This window comes from Enterobacter sp. RIT637 (assembly GCF_019718755.1).
Classification (GTDB): domain Bacteria; phylum Pseudomonadota; class Gammaproteobacteria; order Enterobacterales; family Enterobacteriaceae; genus Enterobacter.
In genome coordinates this window covers 230656-245991 of record NZ_JAIHAZ010000003.1, presented here as the reverse complement: position 1 = coordinate 245991, position 15336 = coordinate 230656, and the positions used below count along the sequence as shown (strand labels likewise).

At 59.0% G+C, this 15336-nt stretch carries 14 protein-coding genes; 4 read left to right on the top strand and 10 right to left on the bottom strand.

What is annotated here, in order from left to right; genetic code table 11:
• Nucleotides 1-716 precede the first annotated feature (716 nt).
• Nucleotides 717-1439 (top strand): ABC transporter ATP-binding protein, encoded by a 723-nt coding sequence (locus tag K5E19_RS08080; RefSeq protein ID WP_221550728.1) that lies wholly within the window; start codon nucleotides 717-719, stop codon nucleotides 1437-1439.
• Here K5E19_RS08080 and bioD read toward each other — a convergent pair.
• From bioD to bioB, 4 genes are read right to left on the bottom strand one after another with little or no spacing between them, the layout of a single operon-like run.
• Entirely contained in the window at nucleotides 1402-2103 is a 702-nt protein-coding gene (gene bioD, locus K5E19_RS08075) for a dethiobiotin synthase (RefSeq protein WP_221550727.1), read from the bottom strand. The two genes, K5E19_RS08080 and bioD, sit on opposite strands and share 38 nt — an antisense overlap.
• Nucleotides 2096-2851, bottom strand: coding sequence for a malonyl-ACP O-methyltransferase BioC (gene bioC, locus K5E19_RS08070; RefSeq protein ID WP_221550726.1), 756 nt, complete (start codon nucleotides 2849-2851; stop codon nucleotides 2096-2098). The genes bioD and bioC overlap by 8 nt, the downstream gene beginning before the upstream one ends.
• Entirely contained in the window at nucleotides 2835-3992 is a 1158-nt protein-coding gene (gene bioF, locus K5E19_RS08065) for an 8-amino-7-oxononanoate synthase (RefSeq protein ID WP_221550725.1), read from the bottom strand. Before bioF ends, bioC begins: the two co-directional genes overlap by 17 nt.
• A complete protein-coding gene (gene bioB, locus K5E19_RS08060; RefSeq protein WP_121425411.1) occupies nucleotides 3989-5029 on the bottom strand; it encodes a biotin synthase BioB in 1041 nt (346 codons plus the stop codon). The genes bioF and bioB overlap by 4 nt, the downstream gene beginning before the upstream one ends.
• An 86-nt stretch (nucleotides 5030-5115) precedes the next feature.
• On the opposite strand from bioB, the gene bioA reads away from it, so the two are divergent.
• Nucleotides 5116-6405, top strand: a complete 1290-nt coding sequence (bioA, locus tag K5E19_RS08055) for an adenosylmethionine--8-amino-7-oxononanoate transaminase (protein WP_409334602.1) — start codon at nucleotides 5116-5118, stop codon at nucleotides 6403-6405.
• 48 nt (nucleotides 6406-6453) lie between these two features.
• On the top strand, nucleotides 6454-6930 hold the full coding sequence (locus K5E19_RS08050) for a kinase inhibitor (protein ID WP_008501131.1): 477 nt from the start codon (nucleotides 6454-6456) through the stop codon (nucleotides 6928-6930).
• Nucleotides 6931-7013: 83 nt separating this feature from the next.
• Here the strand turns inward: K5E19_RS08050 and hutH are convergent, their stop codons facing one another.
• The 5 genes from hutH to hutI form a co-directional block, all read right to left on the bottom strand.
• Nucleotides 7014-8534 carry a histidine ammonia-lyase gene (gene hutH, locus K5E19_RS08045; protein WP_221550723.1) on the bottom strand — a complete coding sequence of 507 codons (1521 nt, stop codon included), beginning with the start codon at nucleotides 8532-8534 and terminating at the stop codon, nucleotides 7014-7016.
• The gene (gene hutU / locus K5E19_RS08040) at nucleotides 8534-10219 is read right to left on the bottom strand and encodes a urocanate hydratase (RefSeq protein WP_221550722.1); all 1686 of its coding nucleotides are present in this window, start codon (nucleotides 10217-10219) and stop codon (nucleotides 8534-8536) included. Before hutU ends, hutH begins: the two co-directional genes overlap by 1 nt.
• 127 nt (nucleotides 10220-10346) lie before the next feature.
• Nucleotides 10347-11081: a histidine utilization repressor gene (locus K5E19_RS08035; protein WP_221550721.1), complete on the bottom strand. Its 735-nt coding sequence runs from the start codon at nucleotides 11079-11081 to the stop codon at nucleotides 10347-10349.
• Nucleotides 11082-11100: 19 nt separating this feature from the next.
• Nucleotides 11101-12039, bottom strand: a complete 939-nt coding sequence (hutG, locus tag K5E19_RS08030) for a formimidoylglutamase (RefSeq protein ID WP_221550720.1) — start codon at nucleotides 12037-12039, stop codon at nucleotides 11101-11103.
• The gene (gene hutI / locus K5E19_RS08025) at nucleotides 12036-13259 is read right to left on the bottom strand and encodes an imidazolonepropionase (protein ID WP_221550719.1); all 1224 of its coding nucleotides are present in this window, start codon (nucleotides 13257-13259) and stop codon (nucleotides 12036-12038) included. The genes hutG and hutI overlap by 4 nt, the downstream gene beginning before the upstream one ends.
• 223 nt (nucleotides 13260-13482) lie before the next feature.
• Between hutI and K5E19_RS08020 the strand changes: the two genes are divergently transcribed.
• Entirely contained in the window at nucleotides 13483-14766 is a 1284-nt protein-coding gene (locus K5E19_RS08020; protein ID WP_221550718.1) for a putative acyl-CoA thioester hydrolase, read from the top strand.
• Between the two features lie 53 nt (nucleotides 14767-14819).
• Here K5E19_RS08020 and tisB read toward each other — a convergent pair whose 3' ends face one another.
• Nucleotides 14820-14909, bottom strand: coding sequence for a type I toxin-antitoxin system toxin TisB (gene tisB, locus K5E19_RS08015; protein WP_023332440.1), 90 nt, complete (start codon nucleotides 14907-14909; stop codon nucleotides 14820-14822).
• Nucleotides 14910-15336 lie beyond the last annotated feature (427 nt).

The window sequence follows — 15336 nt, the reverse complement described above, 5'->3', positions numbered from 1 at the left end:
GTAATTTTACTCGTTGTTGCCAGGAATGCCAGTAAAAAACACTGGATGAAAAACCAGTAGCATGTCAGGATATTTAGCATAGCGCCTGAATGATTGGTGCGATAACGACCAAAATTTGGACTGTGACAATATAAAACACCAGTCAAGTCAGGTTATCCCCAGAACTTTTCCTTTTTTAACATTTGTCAAGCCAGGTAATGATAGTTTTGTGGCAACGGGTGACAGTTTCATGACGGCAATTGATTTTATCTAACCAGTTAATTACAAAGCGATATTTTCTAAAGCCGTGTTTCGCATCAATTCGGGCGTAACCCGCGTGTTCTCTCGCTTATCGCGTGTTTTCTAACTCTAATGCACATGGTTATCCACAGGAATAGTGGATAACTGCGTCCAGCCCGTACAGACCGCCACTCGGCAAATTCCCGGTTTTTCCCACGAGGCGGCAACAAAAAATTTTTATAGCTATTTTTTGATGCTAAACAGTTGAGTCATTCATAACCCACTCGTGCGATCTCGCTCACAAATCCACCATTTCACGCCCTGCACCACAATTCACCGCTTCCGGCACCGTAGATGTGCAATTTGAGGAACCGCGAGACGATCCACAGAGACTTATTCCTAAAAAAGTCCCTTTTTTAATCACTTTATCGTTTCTGGCAGGCGTTTTGCAGAGTCGACAACGAGCGTCATCAATAACCCTTTTTAAGGAGAGAAAGATGTTGAGTCTGCGTGCTGTGAATCAGTTTTACGGAAGCCAACATACGCTATGGAACCTGGATTTAGATTTTCCGCAAGGCATATGTACAGGCGTCGTTGGCCTGCCGGGAATGGGCAAAACGACCCTGATGAACTGCATTACCGGAAAAGTGCCCGTCGAAAGCGGCACCATTATCTGGCATGAAGCCGGCGCGCCGCCGCGCGATTTGCTCCGCCAGGCATCAGAGCACCTTTCCATGCCGGGCATAGGCTATGTGCCGCAGGACAGGCGGATCTTTTCCCAGCTGACGATTGATGAGAATTTGCATATTGCGATGCAGGCCGTGGGGAAACCCGATCCTGAGGCGAAAAGAGACGTTTACGACCTGTTTCCGGCACTCTATTCGCTGCGGCAGGCCCGCGCCAACACGCTCTCGCCAGACGACCAGTACCAGTTGGCCCTGGCCAACGCGCTGGTGAACCGCCCGCGCCTGCTGATCCTTGATGAGCCCCTGCACGGCGCAGGACACAGCTTCGCCCAGAAGCTGGGGCAGCTACTGGTGCGCTTAAACCGGGAGTTAGGTATGACGGTGCTGTTAGCGGAGCAACAGCTGTCGTTTATCCGCCGGGTTGCGGAGCGTTTCTGTATGCTCTATCGCGGACGTAACGTGGCGCAGGGCCACGTTAACGAACTGGATGACGAGCTTATCGCCCACTGGATGTCGCGGGAAGCAAGACGCTGAGGTCGAGATAACGCCCGGTTTCGGCATTTTCCGCGCCGTCAGCAAGCCAGGGAATTTCCCCAAGGCACGGGGCGGGAAGTACGCGCCTGAGCGTCGCCAGATACTCCTGGTGTCGTTTCCCCGGTGCAACCACGTCGTTGGCTATCCAGCCCGCCAGACGCAGCCCGGCCTGCTGGACGGCCTGCGCGGTCAACATGGCGTGATTGATACAGCCCAGCTTGACGCCGACGACCAGAATGACCGGAAGCTTCTCGGCCTGCACCCAGTCAGCAAACGTCTGCGCGTCCGAAAGCGGCGTAAACCAGCCCCCTGCACCTTCCACCAGCACCCAGTCGGCCTGGCCTTCCAGCGTCCGTAACCCGGCAGACAGCACGGCGAAATCAATCGGACGACCTTCGTCAGCGCTGATAATGTGGGGCGAGGTCGGCTCGGCAAAGGTGTACGGATTGACCGCTGAATAGGCAAGTTCAAGCGTGCTGTTGCGCTGGAGCGCCAGCGCGTCGGTGTTGCGTAACCCTTCCGCCGTCATCTCGCTGCCGGAAGCAACCGGCTTATACCCGGCGGTGTTTTTCCCAAGCTTTCGTGCCGCCTGCAGCAGCGCCGCGCTGGCCACCGTTTTGCCCACTTCCGTATCCGTGCCGGTGACAAAATAACGTTCAGTCACGTTCGATAACCCCATGAAAAAGTTGATAAGAGAGCGGGAAATGCCCCCGCTGCTGCGGCCAGGCCAGCTCCAGACGCTGCAGCTGGCCCCGGGTGAGCGGTTTTCTCTCCCGCCCGGCGTGCAGGTGCGTGGCCCCGATGCCCTTCAGCGAGCGCATGGCGCTGAGCGCATCGCTAAAATTGAGGGTGATGGTCTGCACCGTGCTGCGATAACGCCAGCCTGCCAGCGCCTGCGTCACATGGTCATGCGATAAAAAGCGGTTAGCGTGCGGCTGCTCATCCACCGCTTTCCACGCCTCATTCAGCTCCGGTAGCGAGCTTTCCAGCAGGGTGGTAAAGGCCACCTTCCCGCCCGGTCGCGCCACGCGATAAAGCTCGCGCAGGGCCTGCGGCAGGCTGCTGCACCACTGGACCGCCAGATGACTCCAGACCAGATCGAACTGCGCATCCGCCAGCGGGATCGCCTCGATATCCGCCAGCAGATAGCGATCCGCTGCCTGCCGCTGACGCGCCTCGTCGAGCATCTGCTCTGAGAGGTCGATAGCCGTGACCTGGCTTCCCACCCCGCGCCAGTAGCGGCTGTTGCTGCCGGGACCACAGCCGGCATCCAGCACCTGCGGAAAGCGGTTCTCGCCAAGCGCGGCCAGAAGCCCCTGCGCGCTCTGACGCTGCAGCTCATCGTGCTGCGAATAGCTCTGCGCGGCCCGACCAAATGCCGCCGCAACGGCCTGTTTATTCACCGGCAACATGGAGCGCCTCCAGCAACGTCTGGATATCCTGCGCCTCATGCGCCGCCGTCAGGGTTAAGCGCAGCCGCGCGGTACCCGGAGGGACCGTTGGCGGGCGGATGGCGGTCACCCACATGCCGCGCTCGCGCAGCGCCTGTGCCAGCGCCAGCGCGAGGCCGTTTTCGCCGACAATCACCGGCTGGATGGCGCTCTGCGAATCGGGACTGTGGAAGGGCAGCGCCGCTAGCCCCTGGCGGAAGCGGGAGATATGCTCCGCCAGCCGCTGGCGACGTTCATCCCCGTCTGCGCTGCGGATCACCGCCAGCGACGCTGACAGCGCCACGGCCTGCGCCGGGGGCATGCTGGTGCTGTAAATGAGGTGTCGGGCAAACTGCAGCAGATAGTCGGCGACGGACTCGCTGCACAGCACGGCGGCGCCGCTGACGCCAAAGCCCTTGCCGAAGGTGACAATCAGCAGTTCCGGTTTCACGTTTTGCTGGTATGCGCTGCCGCGACCTTCGTCGCCCATTACGCCAATGCCGTGGGCATCGTCCACCAGCAGCCAGGCGTTTTGCCGCTTTGCTGCCTCGTGCAGCGCGGCAAGCGGCGCGCTGTCGCCGTCCATGCTGAACACCCCTTCCGTGACCGCCAACTGCTGTCCGTCGCAAGGTTTATCCAGCAGCGCAGCAAGCTGCCCCGCATCGTTATGGGCAAAGCGGCGCAGCTGCGCCGGGCTTAAATTTGCCGCCTCCAGCAGCGAGGCGTGGCTCAGGCGGTCAGCGACAATACGGTCCTCTTTTTCCATCAGGGCGGTAATGACCGCCTGATTGGCGGCAAAGCCGGAGATAAAGAGCAACGCCCGCGGGTAGCCGAGCCAGTCGGCAAGCGCCTCTTCCAGCGCCTGATGCGCCGTGGTGTAGCCGCTGACGTGCCCCGAGCCGCCGCTGCCCACGCCAAACCGCTCTGCGCCCTGATGCCAGGCGCGAATGATGGCCGGATGCTGGCTCAGCCCGAGATAGTCATTGCTGGAGAAATTACAAAACTGCCGCCCCTCGCGGGTAAGAAAACGGCCCGCGCCGTTTTCCACCACCCTGCGAACGCGAAACGCCTCTGCCGCCCGGCGTTCGTCCAGCGCGGTTTTTATGCGTGCCTGCCAGGTCATACGGCTGCCGCGTTGTAGAACTGGTCGGTGTCGGCGTTGAAAATCTGCTGCTCCAGCTGCTGCTGTTGCTCGTTATCGCCCGTCAGCACCTCGGTCTGATGCGGGTTAAGCCCCAGCTTGCGGAACAGCTGAACGTCTTTGTCCTCTTCGGGATTCGGCGTGGTCAACAGCTTGCAGCCGTAGAAGATGGAGTTGGCTCCGGCCATAAAGCACATCGCCTGGGTCTGCTCATTCATCTGCTCGCGACCGGCAGAAAGGCGCACGAAAGAGGTCGGCATCATGATGCGCGCTACCGCGATGGTGCGGATAAAATCAAACGCATCCACGTCGTCGTTGTCCGCCATCGGCGTACCCTTGACCTTCACCAACATGTTGATCGGCACGCTTTCCGGCGGGGTCGGCAGGTTCGCCAGCTGCAGTAGCAGGCCCGCGCGGTCTTTCACCGTTTCGCCTAAGCCGACAATACCGCCGGAGCAGACCTTGATCCCCGCGTCGCGCACTTTATCCAGGGTATCCAGACGCTCCTGATAGGTACGGGTGGTGATGACGTTACCGTAAAACTCCGGCGAGGTGTCGAGGTTGTGGTTGTAGTAGTCCAGCCCCGCCGCCGAGAGGCGCTGCGCCTGCTCGTCGTTCAGCGTGCCGAGCGTCATACAGGCTTCGAGGCCCATCTCCTTCACGCCCTTCACCATCTGCTCCAGATACGGCATGTCGCGATCGTGCGGGTTCTTCCACGCCGCGCCCATGCAGAAGCGGGTCGAGCCGGCGTTTTTCGCCTTGCGCGCCGAGTCGAGCACCTGCTCCACTTCCATCAGCCGTTCAGACTCCAGGCCGGTTTTGTAGCGCGCGCTCTGCGGGCAATATTTGCAGTCTTCAGGACAGGCACCGGTTTTGATCGACAGCAGCGTGCTGACCTGAACATGGCGGGGATCGAAGTGCTGACGATGCACCTGTTGGGCTTCGAACATCAGCTCAAGGAAAGGTTTGTTGAATAATTCAGTGACTTGCGACATCGTCCAGCGTGCGTGGTGAGCCATTGGGCTTCTCCAAAGGGTTTTGTTAATTTTCGGTTCGGTTTATACTCGTAAACCTAAAACTTTTCAAAATGGTTTACAAGTCGATTATGACCCAGGACGATCTCGCCTTCGACAAGCAGCATATCTGGCACCCTTACACCTCCACCACCCGCCCCCTTCCCGTCTATCCGGTGGCCTCGGCTCACGGCTGCGAGCTGCACCTCGCCAGCGGCGAGCGGCTCGTTGACGGGATGTCCTCCTGGTGGGCGGCCATTCACGGGTACAACCACCCGCGCCTGAATGCGGCGATGAAGGCGCAGATTGACCAGATGTCGCACGTGATGTTTGGCGGGATCACCCATCAACCTGCGGTGGATTTATGCCGTCGCCTGGTGGCGATGACGCCTGCATCGCTGGAGTGCGTGTTCCTGGCCGATTCCGGCTCCGTGGCGGTGGAAGTGGCGATGAAAATGGCGCTGCAGTACTGGCATGCGAAAGGCGAAACGCGCCAGCGGTTCCTCACCTTCCGCAACGGCTATCACGGGGATACCTTCGGGGCGATGTCGGTGTGCGATCCGGACAACTCCATGCACAGCCTGTGGAAGGGATATCTGCCGGAAAACCTGTTTGCCCCGGCCCCCCAGAGCCGCTTCGACGGCGAGTGGAACGAGATGGACATGGTCGGCTTCGCGCGGCAGATGGCGGCGCATCGCCATGAAATCGCCGCCGTGATCCTTGAGCCGATTGTGCAGGGCGCAGGCGGAATGCGGATGTACCATCCGGAATGGCTGAGGCGTATTCGCAAGATGTGCGACCGCGAGGGCATTCTGCTGATTGCCGATGAGATCGCCACCGGCTTTGGCCGCACCGGCAAGCTGTTTGCCTGCGAGCATGCGGGTATCGCCCCGGATATTCTGTGTCTGGGTAAAGCGCTGACCGGCGGCACCATGACGCTCTCCGCCACGCTCACGACCCGTCAGGTTGCCGACACCATCAGCGACGGCGAGGCGGGATGCTTTATGCACGGCCCGACGTTTATGGGTAATCCTCTCGCCTGCGCCGTCGCTAGCGAAAGCCTCGCCATTCTGGAAAGCGGTGAATGGCAGACGCAGGTCACGGCGATTGAGGCGCAACTGAAAGAGGCCCTGAGCGCCGCCTCGGGTGCGAATTTCGTGGCGGACGTGCGCGTGCTGGGCGCCATCGGCGTGATCGAAACCACCTATCCGGTGAACATGGCGGCGCTGCAGCGCTTCTTCGTTGACCAGGGCGTCTGGGTGCGGCCTTTCGGCAAGCTTATCTACCTGATGCCGCCGTACAGCATCACGCAGGAGCAGTTGCGTAAATTAACTGACGCGGTCGTTACAGCCGTTAACATTCCCGCGCATTTCACGATTTAACCCCATGCGTTACACTTCCTGAACGAGTGATTAACGAGGGTAAACCGTATGAAAATCATCAGTAAAGATCTGCGCGACGGCGAAAAGCTCCCGGAACGCCACGTATTCAACGGCATGGGGTATCAGGGAGACAATATCTCCCCGCACCTGGCGTGGGACGAGGTTCCGGCCGGAACCAAAAGCTTTGTCGTGACCTGCTACGACCCGGATGCGCCGACCGGCTCCGGCTGGTGGCACTGGATTGTGGCGAACCTGCCTGCCGACACGCGCGTCCTGCCGCAGGGTTCCGGCTCTGACCTGGTTGCCCTGCCTGAAGGCGCGATTCAGACGCGCACCGATTTTGGTAAAGCGGGCTACGGCGGCGCAGCGCCGCCAAAAGGGGAAACCCACCGCTATATCTTCACGGTGCACGCGCTGGATGTGGAGAAGATTGAGGTCGATGAAGGGGCGAGCGGCGCGATGGTCGGGTTTAACGTGCATTTCCATTCGCTGGGGAGCGCGTCGATTACGGCGATGTATTCATAAAAAAAGCCGGGTGGCGGCTACGCCTTACCCGGCCTACATTTCGCACGCGTAGGCCCGGTAAGCGCAGCGCCACCGGGCAAAAATCACAGCACCGGCGGCAACAGCCCCACCAGCCGCCCCTCTTCCAGAAGCTGCATCGCCTTATCAATATCCGGCGCAAAGAAGCGGTCATCATCGTAGTGCGAGACATGCTCGCGCAGCGCATGACGCGCCTGCTCCAGCAGCGGGCTGGATTTTAGCCCTTCACGCAGATCGATCCCCTGACTTGCCGCCAGCCATTCTACCGCCAGCACGCCGCGGGTGTTCGAGGCCATTTCCCACAGACGACGCCCGGCAGCCGGTGCCATCGAAACGTGATCTTCCTGGTTCGCTGACGTTGGCAGGCTGTCCACGCTGTGCGGGTGCGACAGGGCTTTGTTCTCGCTCGCCAGCGCTGCGGCTGTTACCTGAGCAATCATAAAGCCCGAGTTGACCCCGCCGTTACGCACCAGGAATGGTGGCAGCTGGGACATATGTTTATCCATCATCAGTGCAATACGGCGCTCGGACAACGCGCCGACTTCGGCAATCGCCAGGGCGATATTATCCGCCGCCATCGCCACCGGCTCGGCGTGGAAGTTACCTCCGGAAACCACCTCGTTTTCCTGGGCGAACACCAGCGGGTTATCGGACACCGCGTTGGCCTCCACCAGCAGGACCTCTGCCGCCTGGCGCAGCTGCGTCAGGCACGCGCCCATCACCTGCGGCTGACAGCGCAGGGAATACGGATCCTGCACCTTTTCGCAGTTATGGTGTGAATCGGCAATTTCGCTGGTGTCGGTAAGCACGTGACGGTACATCGCGGCGGCATCAATCTGCCCGCGCTGACCGCGCACCTCGTGGATGCGGGCATCGAACGGGCGACGCGAGCCCAGCACGGCTTCGGTGGTCAGCGCACCGCACACCACCGCCGAGGCAAACAGATCTTCCGCTTCAAACAGGCCGCGTAGCGCGAAAGCGGTCGATGCCTGGGTGCCGTTCAGCAGCGCCAGCCCCTCTTTCGCCGCCAGCGTGATCGGGTTTAACCCGGCTTTTTTCAGCGCCTCTTTCGCAGGAAGCCACTCGCCCCGCCAGCGTGCTTTGCCTTCGCCCAGCAGCAGCAGCGACATGTGGGCCAGCGGCGCGAGATCGCCGGATGCCCCAACAGAGCCTTTCGCCGGGATCCACGGATAGACTTCCGCATTGACAAGCGCCATCAGCGCCTGAATCACGCTCAGGCGAATGCCGGAGAAACCGCGCGCCAGGCTGTTGATTTTGAGGACCATCATCAGACGGACAATTTCATCGTCCAGTGGCTGACCGACGCCCGCCGCATGCGACAGCACCAGCGAACGCTGTAAGTTTTCCAGATCGTGCGTCGCGATGCGGGTCTGCGCCAGCAGCCCAAAGCCGGTGTTAATCCCGTAGGCGGTGCGCCCTTCGGCAACAATCGCCTCCACGCAGGCCACGCTCTCGTTAATGGCGGCGTGCGCGCTGTCATCCAGCGAAAGCGTAACCGATTGACGCCAGACGTGACGCAGCTGCTTGAGCGTCAGCGAGCCGGGAGTGAGTGTTAATGCGTTCATTAATGCTTTCCTTGTGTGGCAGGGATCATCGGCAGGTTAAGGCCCTGCTCTTTGGCACAGTCAATGGCAATCTCATAACCCGCATCCGCGTGACGCATCACGCCGGTTGCCGGGTCGTTGTGCAGCACGCGAGCGATACGCGCGGCGGCTTCATCGGTTCCGTCGCAGACGATGACCATCCCGGAATGCTGGGAGAAGCCCATCCCCACGCCGCCGCCGTGGTGCAGCGATACCCAGGTCGCGCCGCTGGCGGTATTCAGCAGAGCATTCAGCAATGGCCAGTCGGAGACTGCATCCGAACCGTCGCGCATGGCTTCGGTTTCGCGGTTCGGGCTGGCGACGGAGCCGGAGTCCAGGTGGTCGCGGCCAATGACGATCGGCGCGGAGACTTCACCACTGCGCACCATTTCGTTGAAGGCCAGGCCGAGTTTTTGACGCCACTCCAGCCCTACCCAGCAGATACGCGCCGGCAGGCCCTGGAAGTTAATACGCTCGCGGGCCATGTCCAGCCAGCGGTGCAGGTGTTCGTCATCGGCGACGATCTCCTTCACTTTGGCGTCGGTTTTGTAGATGTCCTCCGGGTCGCCGGACAGGGCAACCCAGCGGAACGGACCGATGCCGCGGCAGAACAGCGGGCGGATATAGGCAGGAACGAAGCCCGGGAAGTCGAACGCGTTATTTACGCCCATCTCTTTCGCCATCTGGCGGATGTTGTTGCCGTAGTCAAAGGTCGGAATGCCCATCTGGCTAAAGGCCAGCATGGCGGAGACGTGTTCGGCCATGGCGCGTTTCGCGGCGAGTACCGTGCCTTCCGGGTCGGTCTCTGCTTTTTGCTGATATTCTTCCCACGTCCAGCCTTTTGGCAGGTAACCGTGCAGCGGGTCATGGGCGCTGGTCTGGTCGGTGACCAGATCCGGTCGCACGCCGCGGGCGACGAGTTCAGGAACGATATCGGCCGCGTTGCCGCACAGGGCAATCGACACCGCTTTGCCTTCGGAGGTGTATTTTTTAATGCGCGCCAGCGCATCGTCCAGATCGGTTGCCTGCTCATCGACGTAGCGGGTGCGCAGACGGAAATCAATGCGGCTCTGCTGGCACTCAATGTTGAGCGAGCAGGCACCGGCAAGCGTAGCGGCCAGCGGCTGCGCGCCGCCCATGCCGCCGAGACCGGCGGTCAATACCCAACGGCCTTTCAGCGAGCCGTTATAGTGCTGGCGACCAGCTTCAACGAAGGTTTCGTAGGTGCCCTGCACAATCCCCTGGCTGCCAATGTAGATCCAGCTACCCGCGGTCATCTGGCCATACATCGCCAGCCCTTTCGCGTCCAGTTCGTTGAAGTGTTCCCAGGTTGCCCAGTGCGGCACGAGGTTAGAGTTGGCAATCAGCACGCGCGGCGCGTTCTTATGGGTTTTGAATACGCCCACTGGCTTGCCGGACTGCACCAGCAGGGTTTCGTCGTGTTCGAGTTCGGTCAGGGATTTTACAATTGCGTCATAGCATTCCCAGTTGCGCGCGGCGCGGCCTATGCCGCCGTAGACCACCAGCTCGTGGGGGTTCTCCGCTACCTCAGGATCAAGGTTGTTCATCAACATGCGCAGCGGTGCTTCGGTGAGCCAGCTTTTGGCGGTAAGCGTGGTGCCGCGCGGCGCGCGAACATCCTGCTGGCGGTATTTACCTGACGACATTGTGTGCTCCTCATAGGGGACAGATGATGCATTTAGATATACTTGTATAGACAAGCACACACAAGGTCAGATTTAACAAAAAAGATACAATTTTGTTATATTGCGTTAGCGATCACGCTTATAAAACTTATGACATAAAGTGGCCCTGCAGCCGGTAGCGGTTACCCGGGAAAAGCAGTCGCGCATGCGACACAATCTGCGAGGATGACCAGGTGCGGCGGCGAATAAGCAGGCAAGGGTCGTGCTCTTTGATGCGCAACAACTCACACTCCTGCGGGGTGGCGCGAACCGCTTCCACGATGTGCTCCCCTTCCGTGAGCGGTGCGACGAGCGAGAGATAGGCGTGCGGCGTAGTGTGGGTGTAATCCTGATTCAGATAGTCCGGGATCCGTTCAGCGTTCACGCAGCGATCTTCAATCTGTACCGGAATGTCGTTTTCAAAATGCACCATCACGGAATGGAAGATACGGCTGCCTTCTTTCACATTCAACTCTACGGCCTGCTCGGCGCTGGCCTGGGTCTCTTCAAGCACCAGCACCTCACAGCGATGCTGATGATTTCGCGAGGTTATCTCATCGGCAATACTGCGGATCTCAAACAACGCTGACTGCCCTTTCGGCTCCGCCACAAATGTTCCCACGCCCTGCAAACGTACCAGAAGCCCTTCGTCGGTCAGCTCGCGCAGCGCCCGGTTGACGGTCATCCGGCTAAAACCAAACTGCGCCACCAGCTCGGCCTCCGAGGGAATGCGATCGTGCGGCCGCCAGACGCCGGTGGCAATTTTTTCGCTGATCGCCTGCTTCACCTTTTCGTAGAAAGGCGCGGGAGGGCTCGACTGCGGCAGAGGTGAGCGTGAAAACATCGTGACTCCTTGAATAGTGTTATGCCCACCAGTGAGCAATTTGCCAGGCGAGACGGGCGGCAAGCTTTGCGCCCTGTCCGTCCCGATCGTACTGCGGGTTAAACTCTACCAGATCGGCGGCCTGGAGCTTACCGCTACGGCAGATTTGTTCGATAACCGGCAGAAGATCCAGCGCCGGTATGCCTAATGCCGCAGGGGCCGAGACGGCGGGCATTTCTCCCGCAGGGAGAACGTCCAGGTCAATAGTGAGATAAACGCGATCGGCCTGCGCCAGCACCCTTTCCAGCGAAGAGAGCGCGTCACGCCTGAAATGCAGATCCTCCACCAGCGTGACGTTCAGACGTTCCGCCTCATCCCACAGAGCCAGCGTGTTCGCCGCCCGGCTCACGCCCAGGCAGGCGTACTGAAATTCCCGCCCGCGCTCATCGCAGTAATGCGCCAGCTGGCGAAACGGGGTGCCGGACGTGGCCTGGTCGGCTTTGCGCAGATCGAGATGGGCATCAAGGTTGATAATGGCAACCCGCTCGTACGGGAAAGCGTCCAGCACGCCGCGTCCGTGCGCCCACGCGGTTTCATGCCCGCCGCCGAGCACCAGCGTGCGCATCCCGGCCTGCTGACATTCCACTACTGCATCGCTTAATGCCCGCTGCGCGGCTTCAAGATCTGTGCCCTCGACGTAAACTGAGCCCATATCCACAAGCCGCTCATGTCCCTGATGGCTTGCCATGTTCGCGAGCGCCTGGCGAAGTATATCGGGTGCCTGCACCGCGCCGGGTCTGCCGCGGTTGCGCTTCACCCCTTCATCACATTCAAATCCAATCAGGGCAATGCCTGAAGACGCAGGTGAAAACGCTTCACGTTGCTGAAGAGTCTGGAAAATGCGTTTTGCATGAGTGGATTCGGCGCTGTCGTCGCGCCCCTGCCAGACCTGCGGTGATGTAGCCCGCCACAATTTCATAGCGTTTCCCCCCGAAATACGCGTTGATACAAAGGATTACGTCCCGGTTCATAAACCATTTCCACCGGATGCTTTGCATCCCAGACGATAAAATCCGCCACGTATCCGGCCTTTAATTGCCCGTGCGTAGCGCCGCGCCCCAGCGCCTGCGCCGCGTGTCGCGTGACGCCTGCCCAGGCCTCTTCCGGCGTGAGGCCGAACTGGACGCAGGCCATGTTCATCGCCAGGTGCAGGCTGGCAAACGGGCTGGTGCCGGGGTTGTAGTCGGTGGCAACGGCCATCGGGATACCCTGTTTTCTGAGCTGTTCAACCGGCGGACGCTGGCGCTCCTGAAGAAAATAGAACGCCCCCGGCAACAGGACGGCAACCGTGCCGCTTTGCGCCATCGCCTGAACGCCTGCGTCATCGAGATATTCGATATGATCGGCCGACAGCCCCATATACCGGCTGACCAGCGCCGCGCCGCCCTGATTCGACAACTGCTCGACGTGCCCTTTCACCGGGATACCGAGCGCGGTTGCAGTCTGGAAGAGGCGCTCGGTTTGCGACGGGGTAAAGCCGACGTTTTCGCAAAACACATCGACTGCTTCATATAACTCTTTTTGCCACAGCGTGGGGAGGATCTGCTCGCAGACCAGCGTGAGGTACGCATCCGGATCCTGCCGGTATTCCGCCGGAACCGCATGGGCCGCCAGCAGCGTTGGGCTGATATCAATCGGATTATTGAGGCTCAGCTGGCGCGCGACCTGCAGCATCTTCTCTTCGGCTTCGGCGTTTAGCCCGTATCCCGATTTGATTTCAACCGTCGTCACACCTTCATTCATCAGACGCTGGAGCCGCTGCTGCGCCAGTTGTAGCAGGGTCTCGGGCGAGCTGCCGCGCGTCGCCGTAACGGTGGCGTTTATCCCGCCCCCCTGGGCGCTGATGGTTTGATAAGAGACGCCGTTCAGACGCTGCTCCCACTCCGCCGCGCGGTCGCCGCCAAACACCAGATGGGTATGGCAATCAATCAGGCCTGGCGTGACCAGACGTCCCTTAAGATCGACGCTGTGACGGTGTCCGGAAGGCAGTTCAGACTCGGAAACAACGGCCAGAAGGGTTTGGCCCCTGACCACCAGAGCGTGTTGTTCTTTCAGGCCATAAGGTTCCGGCTCGCCAGCAACCATTGTTGCCAGCCGCGCATTTCGCCATATCACATCGTCAGGATGAAGCTGCTGCATGGGGATTCCACTTGTCATGGGTTGTATAGACATTTATTTTCATCTGCTGTCTGGTGTCAACCGCATTCATGGAAAATGTTATTTATTTGTGATGACTTCCCCGCCCCCTGAGGGTAAAAACGCAACTTTTACCCTTTTTATCTTCCCGTTTCGCTCAACTTAGTATAAAAAAGCAGGCTATTTCGTCTATCCCGTTAAGACTTGCATACCCAGGAGCTTCACCTTGAACATTTCCAGGATTTCCCGTCTGGCGTTAGCACTTGCCTTTGGCGTGACTTTATCCGCTTGCAGCTCAACCCCGCCGGATCAGCGACCTTCTGAGCAGGTTGCGCCGGGTACCTCATCTCGCCCGATCCTGTCCGCTGATGAAGCGAAAAACTTCACCCAGGCGCGTTACTTCACGGCGATGGATCCTAATGCGGCACCGTGGACCCCGTCTTCTATTACCCTGCCAAAACAGCCAAACTTCGTTGTGGGCCCGGCTGGGGCGCAGGGCGTGACCCATACCTCTATCCAGGCAGCTGTTGACGCGGCTATCACTAAACACAGCGCATCGCGTCAGTACATCGCGATCCTGCCAGGTGAATACGAAGGTACCGTTTACGTGCCAGCGGCGCCGGGAAGCATTACGATTTACGGTCTGGGCGAAAAAGCGCTCGACGTGAAAATTGGTCTGGCGATTGATTCAGAGATCGACAGCACCACCTGGCGTCGCCTGGTTAACCCGGCCGGTAAATACATGCCGGGGAAACCTGCGTGGTATATGTTTGATAACTGCCAGAGCAAGCGCGCCGCCACCATTGGCGTGATGTGCTCAGCGGTCGTCTGGTCGCAGAATAACGGTCTGCAATTGCAGAACCTGACCATTCAAAATACCCTGGGTGACAGCGTTGACGCGGGTAATCATCAGGCCGTGGCTCTGCGCAGCGATGGCGACAAGGTACAGATTAACAACGTGAACATTCTGGGTCGCCAGAACACCTTCTTCGTTACCAATAGCGGTGTGCAGAACACCCTGCAAAATAACCGCCTGACCCGTACCCTGGTGACCAACAGCTACGTTGAAGGCGACGTGGATCTGGTCTCTGGTCGTGGCGCAGTGGTGTTTGATAACACTGACTTCCGCGTGGTGAACTCGCGTACGCAGCAGGAAGGTTATGTGTTTGCGCCAGCGACACAGTCCAATCTCTTCTACGGCTTCCTGGCGGTGAACAGCCGTTTCACTGCAGCAGGTGACAACGTTGCGCAGCTGGGTCGCTCTCTGGACGTGGACTCTGCCACTAACGGCCAGGTTGTTATCCGTGACAGCGTGATCAACGAAGGCTTCAACATCGCCAAACCGTGGGCGGACGCGGCCATCTCCAAACGTCCGTTCTCCGGCACCACCGGGACGGTGGACGATAAAGGCATCGTGCAGCGCAACCTGAACGACGCTAACTTCAACCGCATGTGGGAATACAACAACCGCGGTGTGGGTAGCAAAGTGGTTGCCGAGCAGAAGCAGTAAGATGAGAGTAAAAGGGGGAGTTTTAATCCCCCTTTTTACTGCGACTGGATACGTCAGGCACCAAACTTAAGATACGCATCCAATAGTTGCATAATCGCAACCATGAGTTGCAGGAACAGAATTGCCCATTCCACACCGCTCATACGCCACTCCTTTGGTATAGAGCACTTCTCCTCTGATTTACCTTTCCGCTGCCTGTCACCAGAGGTGTGTTGGTTATGTTTTGATGTGCTCCGCAGTTTAGGCACCGTCGGCACCACCCGACAGCCAGGACTTAAAAAGGATCCTGAATTGCGGAACTGCAGCACATCAAACCAACGGACAGAATGATATCAAATGACCACTGTACATAAAAACAGATAAAATCAGTTTAGGAATTTATAAAGCAAAATCACCTAAGCAAATGATTATCCTATAAATAATGATTTCTGATCATTCCGTGTTCTCTTTTCTTTGTTGACGATGAATTTACATCGCCTTAAGCCAATATTATGATGATCAGGTTGGTTACGTTTTGATGTGCTCACCCGGGTACCACCGGGCATAAAAAAACCTCGCATTCGCGAGGTT